The organism is Streptomyces polygonati (assembly GCF_042650325.1).
Lineage (GTDB): Bacteria > Actinomycetota > Actinomycetes > Streptomycetales > Streptomycetaceae > Actinacidiphila > Actinacidiphila polygonati.
Genome location: NZ_JBHSBB010000019.1, coordinates 225410 through 241953, shown reverse-complemented (window position 1 = coordinate 241953; position 16544 = coordinate 225410). Strand labels below are relative to the sequence as shown.

Annotated in this window: 9 protein-coding genes; 3 read left to right on the top strand and 6 right to left on the bottom strand. The window is 74.4% G+C overall.

The window, feature by feature from the left end:
• The first annotated feature begins 16 nt into the window (after nucleotides 1-16).
• A complete protein-coding gene (locus ACFO3J_RS26670) occupies nucleotides 17-3844 on the top strand; it encodes a CHAT domain-containing protein (RefSeq protein ID WP_386434234.1) in 3828 nt (1275 codons plus the stop codon).
• A gap of 563 nt (nucleotides 3845-4407) precedes the next feature.
• On the opposite strand, the gene ACFO3J_RS26665 is transcribed toward ACFO3J_RS26670, so the two are convergent.
• From ACFO3J_RS26665 to ACFO3J_RS26645, 5 genes are all read right to left on the bottom strand, one after another.
• Nucleotides 4408-6210 carry a hypothetical protein gene (locus ACFO3J_RS26665; protein WP_386434231.1) on the bottom strand — a complete coding sequence of 601 codons (1803 nt, stop codon included), beginning with the start codon at nucleotides 6208-6210 and terminating at the stop codon, nucleotides 4408-4410.
• Nucleotides 6211-6289: 79 nt separating this feature from the next.
• Nucleotides 6290-6595 carry a hypothetical protein gene (locus ACFO3J_RS26660; protein WP_386434228.1) on the bottom strand — a complete coding sequence of 102 codons (306 nt, stop codon included), beginning with the start codon at nucleotides 6593-6595 and terminating at the stop codon, nucleotides 6290-6292.
• Nucleotides 6596-6697: 102 nt separating this feature from the next.
• Nucleotides 6698-8440 carry a protein kinase domain-containing protein gene (locus tag ACFO3J_RS26655; RefSeq protein ID WP_386434226.1) on the bottom strand — a complete coding sequence of 581 codons (1743 nt, stop codon included), beginning with the start codon at nucleotides 8438-8440 and terminating at the stop codon, nucleotides 6698-6700.
• A 62-nt stretch (nucleotides 8441-8502) separates the two neighbouring features.
• The gene (locus ACFO3J_RS26650) at nucleotides 8503-8781 is read right to left on the bottom strand and encodes a hypothetical protein (RefSeq protein WP_386434223.1); all 279 of its coding nucleotides are present in this window, start codon (nucleotides 8779-8781) and stop codon (nucleotides 8503-8505) included.
• 131 nt (nucleotides 8782-8912) lie between these two features.
• A complete protein-coding gene (locus ACFO3J_RS26645; RefSeq protein WP_386434221.1) occupies nucleotides 8913-13142 on the bottom strand; it encodes an FtsK/SpoIIIE domain-containing protein in 4230 nt (1409 codons plus the stop codon).
• 301 nt (nucleotides 13143-13443) lie between these two features.
• Here ACFO3J_RS26645 and ACFO3J_RS26640 point away from each other — a divergent pair, with 301 nt between their 5' ends.
• Together ACFO3J_RS26640 and ACFO3J_RS26635 are read left to right on the top strand one after the other, a co-directional pair.
• On the top strand, nucleotides 13444-13926 hold the full coding sequence (locus tag ACFO3J_RS26640; protein WP_386434218.1) for a DUF485 domain-containing protein: 483 nt from the start codon (nucleotides 13444-13446) through the stop codon (nucleotides 13924-13926).
• Nucleotides 13923-15587, top strand: a complete 1665-nt coding sequence (locus ACFO3J_RS26635) for a solute symporter family protein (protein WP_386434215.1) — start codon at nucleotides 13923-13925, stop codon at nucleotides 15585-15587. The genes ACFO3J_RS26640 and ACFO3J_RS26635 overlap by 4 nt, the downstream gene beginning before the upstream one ends.
• Nucleotides 15588-15602: 15 nt before the next feature.
• Here ACFO3J_RS26635 and ACFO3J_RS26630 read toward each other — a convergent pair whose 3' ends face one another.
• Nucleotides 15603-16514, bottom strand: coding sequence for a sucrase ferredoxin (locus tag ACFO3J_RS26630; protein ID WP_386434212.1), 912 nt, complete (start codon nucleotides 16512-16514; stop codon nucleotides 15603-15605).
• Nucleotides 16515-16544 lie beyond the last annotated feature (30 nt).

Here is a 16544-nt window from a genome sequence, read left to right as displayed (position 1 = left end):
GAGGAGGGGGCGAAACGTGGCGGTAGCGGAGAGCGCGGCTGACCTGACGCTGGAGCTGGCGGATTTCCGGGCTTCCGACGAGGGCATGTCCTGGCGCTGGGTGCTGACCGGGGCCGGCGGCGTATTCGAGGCCGACGCCCGGATCCGGCTGGACCGACTGGACTGGCAGTACGACGCCTTCGAGGATCTGTACGGCTATCTGGGCTGGCGGGTCGATCCGGCGCGCCGGATCGCCGGTGAGGCGGGCCTGGTCAGGCAGGTGGGGGAGTGGATCGGATCGCGCGTGCTGGCCGGGGTCGGCGTCCGGCTGCTGGAGTACGCGCAGGCCTCCGGCGGCTGTCTGGTGCGGGTCGTCCTGCCGCCGGACGCCCGGATCATGGCGCTGCGCCCGCTGGAAGCGGCGGTGGTGAACGGCGCCGCGCTGGCCCTCGCCCGGGTGGTCTTCCGCCACGAGGTGCGCGCGGCGGTGGGCGGCGGCAGCAGGGCCTCCAAACACCCGGTGGGCGACGCGCTCCGCATCCTCGCTCTCTTCAGCCTCCCGGACAGCACCACCGCGCTCAATCTGCGGCGCGAGCGGCATGAACTGGCCCGGCTGGTTCACACCATCGGAGCCGTGCACAACCGGGCCGTCGAACTCCAGGTGCTCCAGTACGGCGTCACCCGCGAGCAGTTGGAGTACCTCGCCCTGGAGGGACTGGGCTGGGACATCATCCACATCTCCGGCCACGGGGGCCAGGGGACGGTCACGCTGGAGAACGAGGACGGCAGTCCGGACACGATCCAGCACGACGAACTGGTGGCCCTGCTGGCTCCGTTGCGGCGGCATGTCAAGCTGATCACCGCGTCGTCCTGCTCCTCGGCCGACGCCCTCGAACGCGATCCGGTCGAACTCCCCGGTCTGGGACCCGCCGTGCGGACGGAACCACGACCCGGGACGCGGGGCGGCGGGATGGAGCTGTCCGACCTGGCCTCGGCGCTGGCCGGCAGCCTCGAATGCGCGGTCGTCGGAATGCGCTTCCCGGTGGTCGACGATTTCGCCATCGCCTTCGTCCGCCAGTTCTACGAACTGCTCCTCGCGCTCGGCCAGCCGCCCGCCGCGGCCTTCGGGCTGACCCTGTCCCGGATTCTGCCCGCCGTCCCCACCGCCTCCTTCCCCGCGCTCTCGGCGGGGACGCCCGCGCTGTTCGACGCGTCGGCGGCCGGGATCGCTCTGACCGCGCCTCGCGGCGGGGCCCTGGTCTTCGACCAGGAGAAGCTGCGGATGGCCGGTTTCCCCGGCACCCCCGAACGGTTCGTCGGCCGGGTGGCGCTGATGACCCGCGCCAACACCGCCCTCGCCCCGCACAGCGGGGTGTCCGGCGTCGTGCTGTACGGCATGGCCGGATCGGGCAAGACGACAGCGGCCCTCGAACTGGCCTATACGCAGGAGCGGCGCTTCCGGGCCCTGGTGTGGGTCAAGGTCGGCGCGGCCGAGACCGCCGTCGGCCACCGCGAGGACATCGCGGCCCATGTGGTGAGCGGCGCGCTGACCGACCTCGCGGTCGCACTCGAACAACGTCTGGCCGGCCTTTCCATGACGCCCGCGCTCACCGACGACGACGCGATGGCCCGGCTGCTGCCGCTGCTGACGGAGTTCTTCGAACGCGAGCGGGTGCTGCTGGTCGTCGACAACGCGGAGTCGCTCTTCACCGCCGACGGGGTCTGGCGGGACCGCCGCTGGCGCCTGGTCTTCGAGGCCCTCACCGCGCACACCGGCTTCTCCCGGGTGGTGCTCACCAGCAGGGTCCGCCCCGCCGCGATCGGCGAACACATCGTCGCGGAACCTGTGCACGCGCTCGGCCTGCGGGAGGCGGTGCTGCTGGCCCGTGAACTGCCCCACCTCGGCAGGCTCATCGAGGGCACCGCGCCCGGGGTGGACGCCGAGGCCGGCCGCCAGGTCGTCAGCGAAGTCCTGGCGGCGGCCCAGGGGCACCCGGAGCTCCTCGTCCTGGCGGACGCGCAGGCCGAGGACCGTACCCGGCTCGACGCGCTGCTGGAGACCGCGCGGCACATCTGGGCCGCCGACCGGCGCGACACCGGGGACCACCGGGCGGACACCGAACCGCCCGCCTCGGCCGAGGACTACGCGGCGGTACTGGACTCCTGGACCCGCGGCATCGCCGGGCACCTCCCCGGGGACGAACGCCTCCTCTTCCACCTGCTGAGCCTGCTGGAAGAGCCGGACCGCACCGAGCAGTTGGTTGGCAAGGTGTGGAGGGCCCTGCTGGACTCCCCGGTGACCCCGGCGGCCGAGGGCGCACGGCCGTCCGGCGCGGCCGTCCCCACCGCGGCGCTCGTCCGCAGCGGCCTGGTGGCGCGGACATCGGCGGACGGCGGACGGGTCCGGCTGGATCTGCACCCGAGCGTGGCCGGGGTCGGGCGGAACGCCGCCGCCGCGCCCCTCACCTCCGCGGTCGACCGTGTCCTCGCCGGCCACTGGTGCGATGTGCTGGAGGACGCGCTGGCGGACGAGGACAGCCGCAGCACCGGGGCGCTGGTGCTCAGCGCCGGGCGCGCGGCCTGTCCGTATCTGCTCAGACTGGGCGACTGGGAGCGGCTGGCCGACGTGGTCAGCCGGGTGCTGACCCGCGACGTCACCCGCCCCACGGCGCTGGCGCTGCTGCCCTTCCTGGAAGAGGCGCTCACCCTGGACGGCGCGTCCGACCGGGAACTGCGGCTGGCGCGGACGCACGCCAGACTGCTGATCAAGGTCGCCCCGGAGGCCGGCGAGCGCAGGCTGGAGGAGCTCTTCGCGCGGGCGGTGCGGATCGGGCAGCACGACCGGGCGGCCAATCTCGCCAGCGATCTGCGCAGCCGGTACCGGGACACCGGGCGCCTTTCCACCGCGCTCGGCTGGGCGCGGCAGGCGATCGACCACGCGGAGCTGTCCGGCCAGGGCCCGTGGACGCTGATGGGCATCGAAGCGAGCCGGGTCCAGCTCCTGTCGTTCACCGGCCGCAGCGAGGAAGCGCTGGCAGAGGCCCAGCGCCTGCTCGGCCGCAGCGCGGAGCTGCCCCGCACCAGCGACGCGACCGAGGGCGTGGAGCCGTGGGCGGCCGAGGAGATGCTGCTCGACATCGCCCGGATGTCCAGCCGCGACCTCGGCCGCTTCACCGAGGCACTGGAGCTCAACCGGCGCATCGCCGCCTCCGAGAAGCGGCGCGGCGCGTCGTCGATCGAGCAGACGCACACCCTGTTCAACACCGCCGAACTGCTGCTGCGGCTGGACCGGCTCGACGAGTCGGCGGAGGCCCTGCAGACCTGCCGCCAGGAGTACGAGCGGCAGTCGTACCCGGGCGGACTCGCCTGGACCTTCACCGCCTTCGCCCAGGTGGAGCGGCGCCGGGGTCATCACGAGGCGGCACTCGAACTCGCCCGGAGCGCGCTGCGCTACGCCTATCAGGTCCGGCTGACCGCGGACATCGCGGTGGCGCACCACGACATGGGCACCCTGCTGCGCGAACACGCGGGCGAGCACTCCGGGGCGGCGGCCCACCATCTGGCGGCCGCGCTGATCAGGGTCAGCAGCGGGCTGGCCTGGGGGGACGAATCGATCGCCGCGGCGGTGGAGGACGCCAGGAGCGGTCCGGGCGTCCCTTGGCCCGCCTCCGTCACCGAGCTGGCCGAACGGGTCGCGGAGGTCCCGGGGGTCGATCTTCCGGTGATCCTCGGGATCGGCGGGGGCGAGGACGGTGATCCTGCGGCAGATGACGTCCAACGCGCGTGGGAGAGCCTCATGACCGCAGTCCGTTCCCCGGCGGGATCGCCGGACGGGGAGGCCTCACAGCCGGAGCCGGAACCGTGACGGAAGCCCCCGCTACGGCCGTACGGTCACGATGGCCGCCCACGCCTTGGGCAGCGCCGGCCGCGACGTGAGGCGGCCGAGCACGGACCCGGGGCCCACCCCGGTTCGGCGTCCAGCACGCGGCAGAACTCGTCCACGGTCGCGGGCGGACGGGACCGCCCGGTGTCCGGCTCGGCCACCAGGGCGACGTCCTGCCGCGGGTCGGTGCCGTTGACGACAACCCTCAGCGGGGCGGCGGCCCAGACAGTGTCCGGCGACGCGCTCCGGGTCCCCGCGGCCGGTCATGATCAGCCGGGACAGGCCCCGGTGCCGGCTCAGCGCGTGCCGGGCGACCCGGTCCCCGAGCCCGGCGAGCAGCTCGCCCTCGTGCGCGCCGCGCCGCTGCGGACGGGCCCGCCGCCCTCCGCCGTCACCTGACGGAAGTCCGTTGCCTCCAGCCGGAAATCCTCCCGGTCCGTAGCCATCGGAGCCCCCCGCGGACCGGTACGGGCACGCACCGATCACAGGCAGGGGGACCGGCGTGCCGAGGACGGCTGTCGGCACCTTCGACAGCTCGCTCCCGGTCATCCGACCGGGGGTTTGCCGCCGGCCAGACCGTAGGCCTGGCCGTAGCCGCTGGAAGCGTCCACCGCGAGCCGCTCGGCCCGCCGCTCCTGCCCCTGCCCGGTCAGGAGGTGGTCGGCCAGATCCCGGACCGCGCGCTTCACGTCCTCCTGACCGGCGGTGAACAGTTCGGTGCCCGTGCGGTTCGCCTGCGCCGAGGTGTCCTGGTGGAAGTGCTGCTCGATCCGGTTCGCCAGCTGCTGCACGCCCTGCATGGCGAGTCCGGCCGCCGTCCCCTTGGTCGGCACCTGGGCCAGAGCCTCGTTGACCGCCCAGGAGATGCCGTCGACCGCCGCGTTGTGCCTGGCGTCCGCGCTCAGGTGCCCGCTCCGCACCGCGTCGATACGGCCCTTGACCAGGGCGCCCAGGATCTGGCCCATGGAAGCAGCCGTCAGGTCGGGATCGGCGTGGAAGTGGAGTCTGGCGTACGCGGTCTCGAACGACGCCAAGTGCTGGTAGTGCCCGGGGTCCTGGGCCAGGTCGGCCAGCACCAGCCGGAGGTACTGCTCGCCGAACACCGTGGGCTTCCCGCTGGAGGAGTCCCCGAAAGCGCCGTTGAGGTTTCCCGCCGCCATGTGGGCGCCGAGCACATCGGTCACACCGGATCGCAGCGGTCCGGGGACCTTGCCGCCCAGGTCGTCCCCGAGCGCCCGGACGAGTTCGGCGGCGATGCGGCGCTGCGCCGCGTCGGTCGGCTCGGTGGCGGCCGCCGCCCGCAGCGCCTCCGCCAGCGCTGTCTGACCGGTGTGGGCACCGCCGACATCGCAGGGCCAGCCGCGCAGGGCCACCAGGTACTCGATCGTGGAGCTCTTACCGCCGTGCGGGTCGAGCAGTTCGGTGGCCGCCTCCCTATTGCGGCCCAGGGCCTCCAGCAGGCCGACCATCGGGTCGTATCCGGCGTCGCCCGGGCTGATGAGATTGGTCATCGGCCGGTTGACGAGCGGGTTGGCCCAGGGGGGCTTGCCGCCGGGAGAGCTGCGCTCGTACGCCAGCAGGTCACGGCCGAAGGTGGTCAGGAACGGGGTCGAGAAGTGCGCGCCGGGGTTGCCGAGCAGCGGCTCCAGCAGCTGGTACCCGGTGACGTCCAGGTACGGCGTCACCGGTACCGAACGTCCGGCCGCCGTGTCGAGGGCCTGCGTCCAGCCGGCGTCCAGGTGGTGCGGGGAGGCCGGGTCGGTGGCCTGGGCCAGCAGCGAGGAGAGTCCTCGCTGCGCCGTCCTCACCTGGGGAAGGGCGCCCTTGGAGTGGTCGTAGTGGCCCATGGCGGCGAGCTTCCCGAGCAGGTTCAGCAGCCCCCGCGGACCCAGTTGCCGCAGCAGCGAGGTGGCGAACTCGGAGTCGCCGCGGTTACGGGCCATCAGGTCGTTCAGCCGGGCCAGCGCCGCCCGCGCCGCCGCCGGGTCGTGCGGATAGCCCTGGTCGATCCGCTCGACATCCTCGGCCGCGAGCGCCGCCTCGGCGGCGGCCAGGGCGTCATCGGTGGTGACGACCCGCTGGTGGGTCAACAGCAGGGACGCGGCGTCGCCGCCGGCCTTCAGGAAATCCTGCCCGACCTGCTTGACCTCCTCGTCGGTCGCGAGGATCGCGCGCAGCCGGGACAGCACCATCGCGTCGATCGGCAGGGGGCAGGACTGGGTCTGCGAGTAGGCGAGGATCGCCGGGGTGACCCTGGAGCGCACGAAGTTCTCCAGCTCGTGCGCGGCCTGGGCGGTGGCGGCGGAATACGCGAAGAGATTCGCCGGGGTCGCCGATGCCGTTCCCATCATGTCTCCTTGATCAGCGCGGGCCGGGATCGGTGCCGACCGGGATCGGTGCCGACCGGGGTTCGGTGCGGAGCCGGGTTCAGTGGGGGCCGGCCTGGCGGGCGGCGAACGCGTGGGTGATCGCGTTGTCCACCTGCTGGCGCGCGGTCAGCGCCTCGGCCGCCAGGCTCGCCAGCGCCGCCTGGTGGCTCGCGGACCGGTGGTCGAACTGATGACGTCTGGCGCCCTCCCAGGACCCGCCGACCGGGTCGAGGCACTTCCCGGCCTGGGTGGCGCGCACCCAGGCCAGCCAGTTGACCTTCTCGCTGAGCTGGGACAGCACCGAGCTGAGCAGTTCGGCGGCGGCGAAGTCGAAGTCCGTGCCGTCCTCGCTCCCGGCGGTCATGGGCACACTCCTGTGAAGGGCTGGCGGGGCGGGTGGAGGGCATCGGGTACGGCGGAGCAGGGACGGGCAGGAACGGGCACGGCGGGCCGGTCGGCACGGGTCTCACGCTCGCAGCACGGGCCAGGTCTCCTGGCCCACTTGCCCGTCGACGGACAGATGGTGGTCGCTCTGGAACTTCCTGACCACGGTCAGGGTGTCCTGGCCGAAGATGCCGTCCACCCCGCTCGGACCGATGTTGTAGCCGCGGGCCTTGAGGATGCACTGCACTTCCTTGACCCGGCCGCCGGTGTCGCCGGATTTGGTGATGGCGGTGCCGGAGTAGTAGGCGCACGCCTTCCAGGGCTTCGGCGAAGGGGTCGGCGTCGGGGCCGACTTCGGCGGGGCCGCTGTCATGGTCGGCCCGGGTCGTACCGTGACGGTGACGGTGACAGTGGCCGCCGGTGGCACCGCGGGCGGTGCCTGTCCCGCCGCGTCGTCGCCGGCCGGGGCGGGCGGCGCCGCCGTGACGGTTCGGACGGGGGCGTGCGGACGGGCCGTGCGCGGCTTCCCGGACGGCCGGGCGGAGCGCGCGGGCGGGGATACGGTGCCGGTGGCAGTCCGGGGCGCGGTGGGGGGTGACGCGGCGGTGGTCGCGGGCTCCTGCGCGCTGGCCCCGCCGCCTCCCGGCCCGCCGAAGGCGAAGACGGCGACCGCGGCGAGCGTGACCACCGCCGCGGCCGACGCCAGAACCAGCGGCAGCCGCCGTTTCGGCGTCCCCTGCTGCCGCGCGCGCTCCGGCGCCGTCCGCCGCAGCACCGTCAGCTGGTCCACGGGCGATACGGCCACCGCCCGCCCGGTCCAGCCGCCCCGGGCGCGGATCACCTCGGCGACCGGCGCCGGCCAGTCCTCCCCGGGCGCCGTCTCCCGCATGGCGGTGACCACGTCCTGCGGGCTCGGCCGCCGCCCCGGGTCCTTGTCCAGGCAGCGGCCGACGAGTTCGGCCAGCACCGGGTCGCGCTCGGCGAAAGCGGCCAGCACCTCCTCGCTCGGCGGCGAGTAGATGACCCGGTGGATGACGTCCCCGGTCGACGCGCCCCCGAAGGGCGTCGACCCGGTGGCGGCGAGCGCGAGCACCGACCCGAGGGAGAAGACGTCGGAGGCGGTGCCCACCTCGCGTCCGTCCGCCTGCTCGGGGGACATGAACGCCGGTGTCCCCAGGTGCTGGCCCGTCATCGTCAGCGCGCTGCCGTCGGTGGTGTGCGCGACCCCGAAGTCGATCACCCGCGCGCCGTCCGCGCCCAGCAGCACATTGGACGGCTTCAGGTCGCGGTGCACGATCCCCACGGCGGCGATCGCGGTGAGCGCCTGCCCGATCTCGTACGCCAGCCGCCGGACCAGCGGCGCGGGCAGCGGTCCGCAGCGTAGGACGGCGTCGGCCAGACTCAGCCCGGGGACGTACGAGGTGGCCATCCACAGCAGTTCCTCGTGATCGAGCCCGGACCCGAGCAGTTCCGCGGTGTACGCCCCGTGGACCCGCCGCACCGCCTCGATCTCCCGGCCGAAGCGGCGCCGGAACCGCTCGTCCTCGGCGTATTCGGACCGGATCACCTTGACCGCGACCAGTGACGAGCTCGCGTACGTCCCCTCCACGCACGCGTCCCGCCCCAGGTACAGCCGTCCCATGCCGCCCCCGCCCAGCCGGGCCAGCACCCGGTAGGGGCCGATGTCCGCCGGGTCGGAGCGGCGCGGCGGCTCGGCGCCGAGCAGCGCGAGGTCGTCCGCGGTCAGCTCGGCGGCCGGCGGCCCGCCGGATGCCGGGGCGCCGGGCTCGCCGCCGCCGGAGCGGGCCGCGTCCTTGTCGGGCATGGGATTCCTCGGCTCCTCGCTGTCTCGGTCCTCGGTCGCGCCGGTCGAGCCGGTCGAGCCGGTTACGCCCCGCCGGCCTGCGAGATGTTGCCGAGGATCTTCTGCACCTGCTGCTGGAGGTGCTCCAGGGAGGCCCGCATCTTGTCGAGGTCGCCCTTGGCCTGCGGCCACACCTCGCCGCGGAACTTCTGCGCCAGCGGGCCGTCCCAGTGGTTGGGGTCGCTCAGCGTCTGGCCGTGGCTGTTCAACTGCCCGATGAGGCCCGGGAGCTGATTGGTGATCAGGCTCATCATCTTCCCGGCTTCCTGGTGCGCCAGGTCGGTGGACTTTACGGTCGCCATGTGCCTCTCCTCGTGTTCCCCGCGGCGAGCCGGTGGCTCTCCTCCGGAATTCTCAAGTCGCCTCCCCACGTGTGTCATTGACCCCGGGCGCGTACTCCTTGACGCTCCGCGCAACGCGGTCGCGCCGCCCGTCACCGGGCCAGCTGGACGCCGCTCGCCACACCGTCGGTGACCAGATAGCCGCGGCCGGGCAGCGCAGCCATCCGGTCGTGGCGGGGGAGCGTGGCGCCCAGGAGGTCGCCGTCCAGGTCGTGGTCGGGGGCCAGCAGCACGCCGCAGCGGCTGTCGCGGGCCGGCTGCGTCCAGTGGCCGTAGAGCCGGCGCAGCGCCTCGCCGCGGCCCACCGCGATCAGATGGCGGCCGGGCACATGGGCGGCCAGCCAGGACTCCAGCAGGCCCCGCTCGTCGTCCACCGCGTCGGCGTCGTCGACGAGCAGCAGGGTCGGACCGGGCGGTTGGGCGAGGGCCCCGGCGAGCAAGCCGTAGTCGGTGACCAGGGCGGTCAAGCCCGGCACCTCGCGCAGCGGCGAGCGGCGCGGGGCGAACGCGACCACGGCGGGCGGGAGTCCGGCCGCCAGCACCAGCCGGGCGATCGTGCACAGCGCGGTGCTGCGGCCCGACCGCTGCGGCCCGGCGATCAGCGCGTGCTCGTGCTCGTACAGCCGCAGCGCCGCGCCGTCCAGAGTGTCCGCGTCCAGGCCGACCGGGATGCGCCAGGGCTCCTCGCCCACCGTGACCGGAGACCCGAGGGCGGACACAGGGACGTCGGCCGGCAGCAGTCCGATCCGCGGCGCCGCGCACACCCCCGCCGGCCACCGGGCCGCGGTGTCGGCGACGGCGGCCGCCAGATCCTCGCCGGGCCAGGCGATCTGGATCACCTGCCGGTTGGCGGCCACCAGGGCCCGGCCGGACACGGCGGCGGGAACCGCGCCGCGCGGCACGTCGAAGTAGCCGTACTCGCCCGGGTCGGCCATCCGCAGCAGCAGCTTCTGCTGGGTCAGGGCCGCCCAGGCGGACGGAACGGCGCCGGAGCGGTCCGCGCTGACCGCGAAGCGGATGCCGACGGCCGGGCCGTCCGCGTAGACCCGGGCCAGTTCGTCGATGAGGTTCATCCCGGCGAGGTCCTTGCCGAAGTCGGCCAGCAGCGCCCCGAGGTTGTCGAGCAGGACCAGCCAGTCCGGCGGCCGCCCGCCGGCCGCGCCATGGGCCTTGCGCGCGTCCAGTTCCCGGCGCAGCAGCCTGATCAGGCGGTTCTGCCGCTCGCGCTCGGCCGGCCCGATGTGGGCGCCGGTGTGCGGCAGCCCGGCCAGCGGTGCGAGGTCGCCCGCGCCGAGGTCGAGGACGTACAGGCAGCACCGCTCGGGGGGCCGCGATCCGGCCACCGCCAGGGCGAGCGAGGCCAGCGCCGTGGAGGTGCCCGAGCCGCCGCCTCCGTAGACCAGGACGTTGCCCGCGGCCGGGTCCCAGCCGACCGCGTACTGCCGCTGCCGCTCGGGGTCGTCGGCCAGGGCGAAGGAGGGCAGCCCCGACGCCTCGGTGTGCAGGCCGCGCTCGGCGGCCGGCGGCAGCTCGCCGCTCCGGACGACCGCGGGCAGCGGGTCCGGCCACGGCCGACGCGGCGCCGCGAAACCGGCCAGGACCGCCGCCTCGCGGGCCGCGTCGACCAGCCGCCGCAGGTCGGTGGGACCCTCCGGGCCGGCCCCGCCCGCCTCGATCGCGGGCCCGCCCAGCAGGAAGGGCACCGCGGTCACCGGCGCGGTCACGGCGGCCGGCGGGGTGGTCCCGGTGGACAGCGCGGTCTGCACCGGGACGACCTCCCGCGCGCTGAGCCGGTAGAAGGCCCGGCCCCACTGGCGGCTGCCGATCGCGGCGGCGGCCGGGCTGTCGATCACGTCCAGCGAGTCACCGCCGCTCTCCAGCCGCAGCGCGATCCGGAGTTTGACGTTGTTCTTGATGGCGTCGCTCACCGATCCGGCCGGCCGCTGGGTGGCCATGATCAGGTGGACGCCCAGGCTGCGGCCGCGCTGGGCGATGCCCACCAGGGCGTCCACGAAGTCCGGCAGCGCCTTGACCAGGGTGGCGAACTCGTCGATGACCACGGCCAGCCGGGGCATAGGCTCCAGCCGCACCCGCCCGTTGTCGCGCAGCCGCTGGTAGTCCCGTACGTGGCTCAGCCCGGTCTCGCGCAACAGCCGCTCCCGGTGGTGGAGTTCGGCTTCCAGGCAGCGCAGGGCGCGCTCGCCGAGCTGCTCGTCGAGGTCGGTGACCAGGCCCACGGTGTGCGGCAGCGCCGCGCACTCGTCCAGTGCGCCGCCGCCCTTGTAGTCCACCAGGGCGAAGGTGAGGTGCTCCGGGTCGGCGTCCACCGCCATGCTCGCGATGAGCGTGCGCAGCAGCTCGCTCTTGCCGGAACCGGTCGTCCCGGCGATCAGCGCGTGCGGGCCGTCGTCGTCGAGGTCGACGGTGAACAGGTCGCGCTCGGTGACCCCGAGGACCGCGCGCACCCGCAGTTCCGGAGCGCGCCTCTTCCAGTGCCCGGCCACCGCGGCGCCGCCGACCTCATCGAGGTCCAGCAGCGGCAGCAGGCCGATCCGGTCCGGCAACCCCGCGCCCTCGACCCGCAGTTCGGGGTCCTCGAAGCGGGCCAGCGCCCGCGCCGCCTCCCGCGCCTCGGGCGCCCCCACGCCGCTGAGCAGCACCTCCGTGACGACCTCCCCCGAGGCCACGTCGCACACCTGGCCGGTGCCCTCCGCCGCGGCGGTGACCACCGTCGTGCACAGCGCGGGCAGCCGGCCGGTCAGCACCAGCGCCCCGCAGCGCACCGACCCGCCCGCGATCAGATCGCGCAGCCGGTTCGGCCGGCCCTCCAGCAGGTTTTCCCCGTCCACCACGACCAGGAGTACGGGGCCCGGCACCCGGGCGCCGGAGGAGGCGCTCGCGCCCGGTGCGGTGGCCAGCAACTGCCGCGCCAGCGCCTCCGCCTGCTCGGGACCGGCCGCCACCAGACGCGTGGTGCCGGAGCGTATGTCCGAGGTGTGCGGCAGCCACTTCGTCCAGTCCCAGTCCGCCAGCCGCTCGGGGTCGGCGAACACCGCCACCGTCACATCGGCGGGTCCGCTGCCCACCACGGCCTGGCAGAGCAGGCCGCGCGCCACGGCCAGCGACGCCTTGCGGTCCCCCTCGAAGCCGACGGCCTCGCCGGCGCCGGCGCCGACCACGACCGGTACGTGTGGCAGCAGGCCCCTCGCCCGCAGGATCGCCGCGGGCTCCGGCGCCGCCTCGGAGAGGGACCCGCCGCCGGCCAGCGGCGGCGTCCAGGGCAGCGCCGCCGTGCCGGCCACCAGCCGCAGGAAGTCCTCGGCGGCCGGCCGCCGCTCCCACAGCGCGACGGCCGGGGCGGTGGCCCGGTGCAGCATGTCGGCCGGGTCGGGGTGGGCCGCCCGGCGGGTCCGTACCTCGGCGGCGTGCTGATCCGACACGGTCGTCTCGAACTCCGCGAGCGCGGCGGCGTATTCACGGCCCCCGCGCCGCCGCGACGACTTGCCGCGCACCCGCTCCTCGACGAAGTTGCCCACGAACATCAGCGGGGTGAGCGCCGCGATGGCGGCGTAGCGCGGGTCGCCGGTCAGCGCGACGGTGGCCCCGGCCAGCGCCAGCGGGCCGAGCAGGCCGGCCACGCTGAACGGGGCCTTGTGGGCACGGGAGGGCTGGACGGGCACGGCGATCGGCGGCCCGCCGGGCGGACGGCCGCCGCGCGGTGCCCGGTTGAACGGCAGGGTCCCGCCGGGCCCTGCCTCGCGGACCGGGTTGACCCGCCGCACCGGGCCGAGCCGGTCGGCCGGCAGCACCCGTACGAGCGCCTCGCCGCCCAGCGAGACCAGGTCGTCGGGGAGTACCGGGACGGCCTCGTACGTCCGGACGTCGTTGACGTCCGTGCCGTTGGCGGAGCCGAGGTCGGTGACGGTGACCCGCCCGTCCGGCGTGACGTCGAAGGCGGCGTGCAGTCGTGACACCCCCGTGGCCACGACGCGCACGTCCGCCTCCGCCCCCCGGCCGACGACAGTACGGCCGGCCGGCAGCGGCACCGTGCGGCCCGCCTCCAGCCCGCCGACCAGCCGCAGCGCGACCCCGTGCTCGCGGAGCCCCGGCGGCGGGGAGCCGCCCGCGGCGGTCACCCGCGAACCCTGCAGGAGGCCGGACTCGCCGATCACCGTCCGCGCGGGCAGCACCCGGCCGTCGATGCCCAGTGCGTCCCCCGGTATCCCCAGTGCCGCCCCCAGATCGGCGAGTGTGGCGTCCGGCCGGCCGATCCGCAGCTCGACGTCCCACTCGCGCCCACCGTCGACACAGACGATCCGCACCGCGCACTGCCTCCCACTCGACCCCCGCCCGCCGGGCCCGTCCAGCCTCCCGTCCCGGGGCGCCCGCGTCATCGGCAGCGGGTGCAATCCGGTTGACCCAGGACGCAATGCGGGACGCGATGACCGCCTGTGCCGGCCCGCCCCGTACCGCCCTGGCGGCGTGTCGCCTCTGCGGTCAGATGGGCATATCTACGCCGGATCACCTGATGAGGTGAAGCTTTCGGCTTGTTGCACCAGGATCTTCCCGCTCTGTCCATGATTGTGCGCACGGCCGACCGGCCGATGGAACGAGGAGAGTTCGGTGGACAAGCACGACGGGGGTGACCCGGCGGTGCTGCGGGTGGACGACCCCTGGCAGGACGCGGGGGCGGTCGGCCTGTGGGTGCCGGACCAGAGGGCCCCCGAGGCGACCGCGTGGGACCGTGACGAGCGCGGCGGGCCGGCGGCGACCGGTGACCGGTCGGCGGTCTATCTGGAAGTGCAGCACAGCGAGGAGTTCCAGGAAGTACGGGACCGGTACCGCAGATTCGTCTTCCCGGCGGTGGCCGGATTCGTCTGCTGGTATCTGCTGTACGTGGTGGCGGCGACGACCGCGCCCCGGCTGATGGCGCACCGGCTGACCGGTGACTTCAATGTGGCGCTGGCCGCCGGGCTGGCGCAGTTCGCCAGCACCTTCCTGCTGACCTGGGCCTACGCACGGCACGCCCGGTTGCGCAGGGACCGGGCGGCGCTCGATCTGCGGTGGACGCTGGCCACCAGGACCGGACAGGAGCGGGTGCGTTGACGGCGGCGGCACATCTGGCGGATTCGGCCGGAGAGCATCAGGGCCTGGCGATCGTGCTGTTCACCGTCTTCGTGTCGGTGACGCTGGCGATCACCGCGTGGGCGGGGCGGCGGCGCAGTTCCTCGGTGGAGTTCTTCGCCGGCGGCCGCCTGTTCTCCCCGGTGGAGAACGGACTGGCCATCGCCGGCGACTACATGTCGGCGGCGTCCTTCCTCGGCATCTCCGGGCTGATCGCCCTGTTCGGCTACGACGGGCTGCTGTATTCGGTGGGCTTCTTCGTGGCCTGGCTGGTCGTGCTGATGCTGGTCGCCGAGCTGGTGCGCAACTGCGGCCGGTACACCATGGCCGACGTGCTGTCCGCCCGCATGCGGCAGCGGCCGGTGCGGATCGCGGCGGGCACCGCCTCGGTGACGGTCTCGATCCTCTATCTGGTGGCCCAGATGGTCGGCGCCAGCAGCCTGGTGGGCCTGCTGCTCGGCGGCGAGGGGACGGGCGTGCGCACCGGGACGGTGATCGGCGTCGGCGCGCTGATGGTGTTCTACGTCTCCTTCGGCGGCATGCGGGCCACCACCTGGATCCAGATCGTGAAGACGGTGCTGCTGATCGGCGGCACCCTCACCCTGACCGTGATGGTGCTGGTCCGCTTCCACGGCGACATCGGCGGTCTGCTGCACTCGGCGGCGACCGGGAGCGGGCGCGGCGACGCGTTCCTGGCGCCCGGTCTGAAGTACGGGGCGGACGGGACCTCGCGGCTGGACTTCATCAGCCTCGGCGTCGCGCTGGTGCTCGGCACGGCGGGTCTGCCGCACATCCTGTCGCGCTTCTACACCGTGCCGACCGCGCGCTCGGCCCGGCGGTCGGTGGTGTGGGCGATCGGGCTGATCGGCACCTTCTATCTGATGACGATCGTGCTGGGCTTCGGCGCCGCGGCGCTGGTCGGCTCCGACACGGTGCGGGACTCCAACGAGGCCGGCAACACCGCCGTCCCGCTGCTCGCCGAGATCCTCGGCGGCGGCTCCGGGACCACCGGCGGCACCGTGCTGTTCGCGATGGTGGGCGCGGTGGCCTTCGCCACCATCCTCGCGGTGGTCGCGGGCATCACGCTGGCCTCCTCGGCCTCGGTCGCGCACGACCTCTATGCCAGCTGGCGCCGCCCGGCGGCCCCGGCCGGACCGGGACGCGGCCGCAGCGACCAGGAAACCGAGGGGGAGATGGAGGAGGACGAGGTGCGGGTCGCCCGGTTCGCGGCGGTCGGCATCGGGGCGGTGGCCATCGCGATCAGCCTCTTCGCCCAGGACCAGAACATCGCCTTCCTGGTCGGCCTGGCCTTCGCGGTGGCCGCGTCGGCGAATCTGCCCGCGCTGCTCTACTCGCTGTTCTGGCACCGCTTCACCACCCGCGGCGCGGTCTGGTCGATCTACGGCGGACTCGTACCGGCGCTGTTGCTGGTGGTGCTGTCGCCGGTGACCTCCGGGCGGCCCGACGCGCTCTTCCCCGGGATCGACTTCCATGTCTTCCCGCTGGAGAATCCCGGGCTGGTCTCCATCCCGCTGGGCTTCCTGGCCGGCTGGATCGGCACCGTGCTGTCTCCCGAGCCGGCCGACGAGGGCAAGTACGCCGAGACGGAGGTGCGTTCGCTCACCGGGGCCGGCGCCGCCTGACGGCGGTGTCACGCGTCAGATGACGGGGCCCTCGATGCCGGTGACCTCCATCACGGACGGTGTGCCGAGGGCCGCGTCACAGCTTTCCGGGCGCGGCGGCAGCGAGGCGCGCTCGGCCACCGCGACCTGCCAGCGGCGGCCGTCGATGTGCGCGACACGGACGGTCCAGCCGCCGGGGCCGCCGGCCTCGGTACGTTCCACGGTGAGCGTGTCGGCCGCCTCCTCGCCGGTCAGCCGCCGTATCGCCAACTCGGCCGCCTGCCCCGGGCGTTCCCAGGCCGACCGGCCCCGGCAGCCGTCCAGCACCATCCGGCCCGAGGCGGCCGCCGCCAGCACGTTCTTGGCGTGGTGGCCGTCCATCCGGCCATAGGTGTAGCCGTGCGGCAGGACGAGCATGGTCGGTGCGAAGCGGTGGCCGCCGAGGTGGGTGATCTCCCAGACCGCGTTGCCGCCGGAGGCCGCCAGCTCATCTGCCAGCGGGCGGCCGTACACCGCGCAGCAGCGGTCGCGCTTGCCGTTGGTGCACACCAGACCGAGCGGAGGCCCCTGGTAGGGCGCCCCGAAACCGCCGTGCGCGCCCGCACCCAGCGCGGCGAAGTCCAGCGCGGTCAGCTCACCCGGGTCGGTGAGCTCGGCGGCGCGCACCCAGGGGTCGCGCGGCGCGGTGTGCGCGATCAGCACCCGGTGCCGGGTCGGCCGGTGCGGGTCGGGATGCGGGCCCGGACGGCGGATCAGCGCGACCCGTACCCCGGTGCCCTCGGCCAGCCGGTCCAGCTCGCTGCCCACCGCCGGGTCCAGCCGGCTCGCCCGCAGCGCCTTAGCGCCCCAGGGCCCCGGCTGCTCGATCAGCAGCCACGTCCGGGCGACGGCCGAGGTGCCGCCCAGCGCCTCGCCCAGCTCGGCGGACGCCTTCGTACAGGTGATCACGCCGCCGAGCCTATCCGGGCCCGGCGGCGG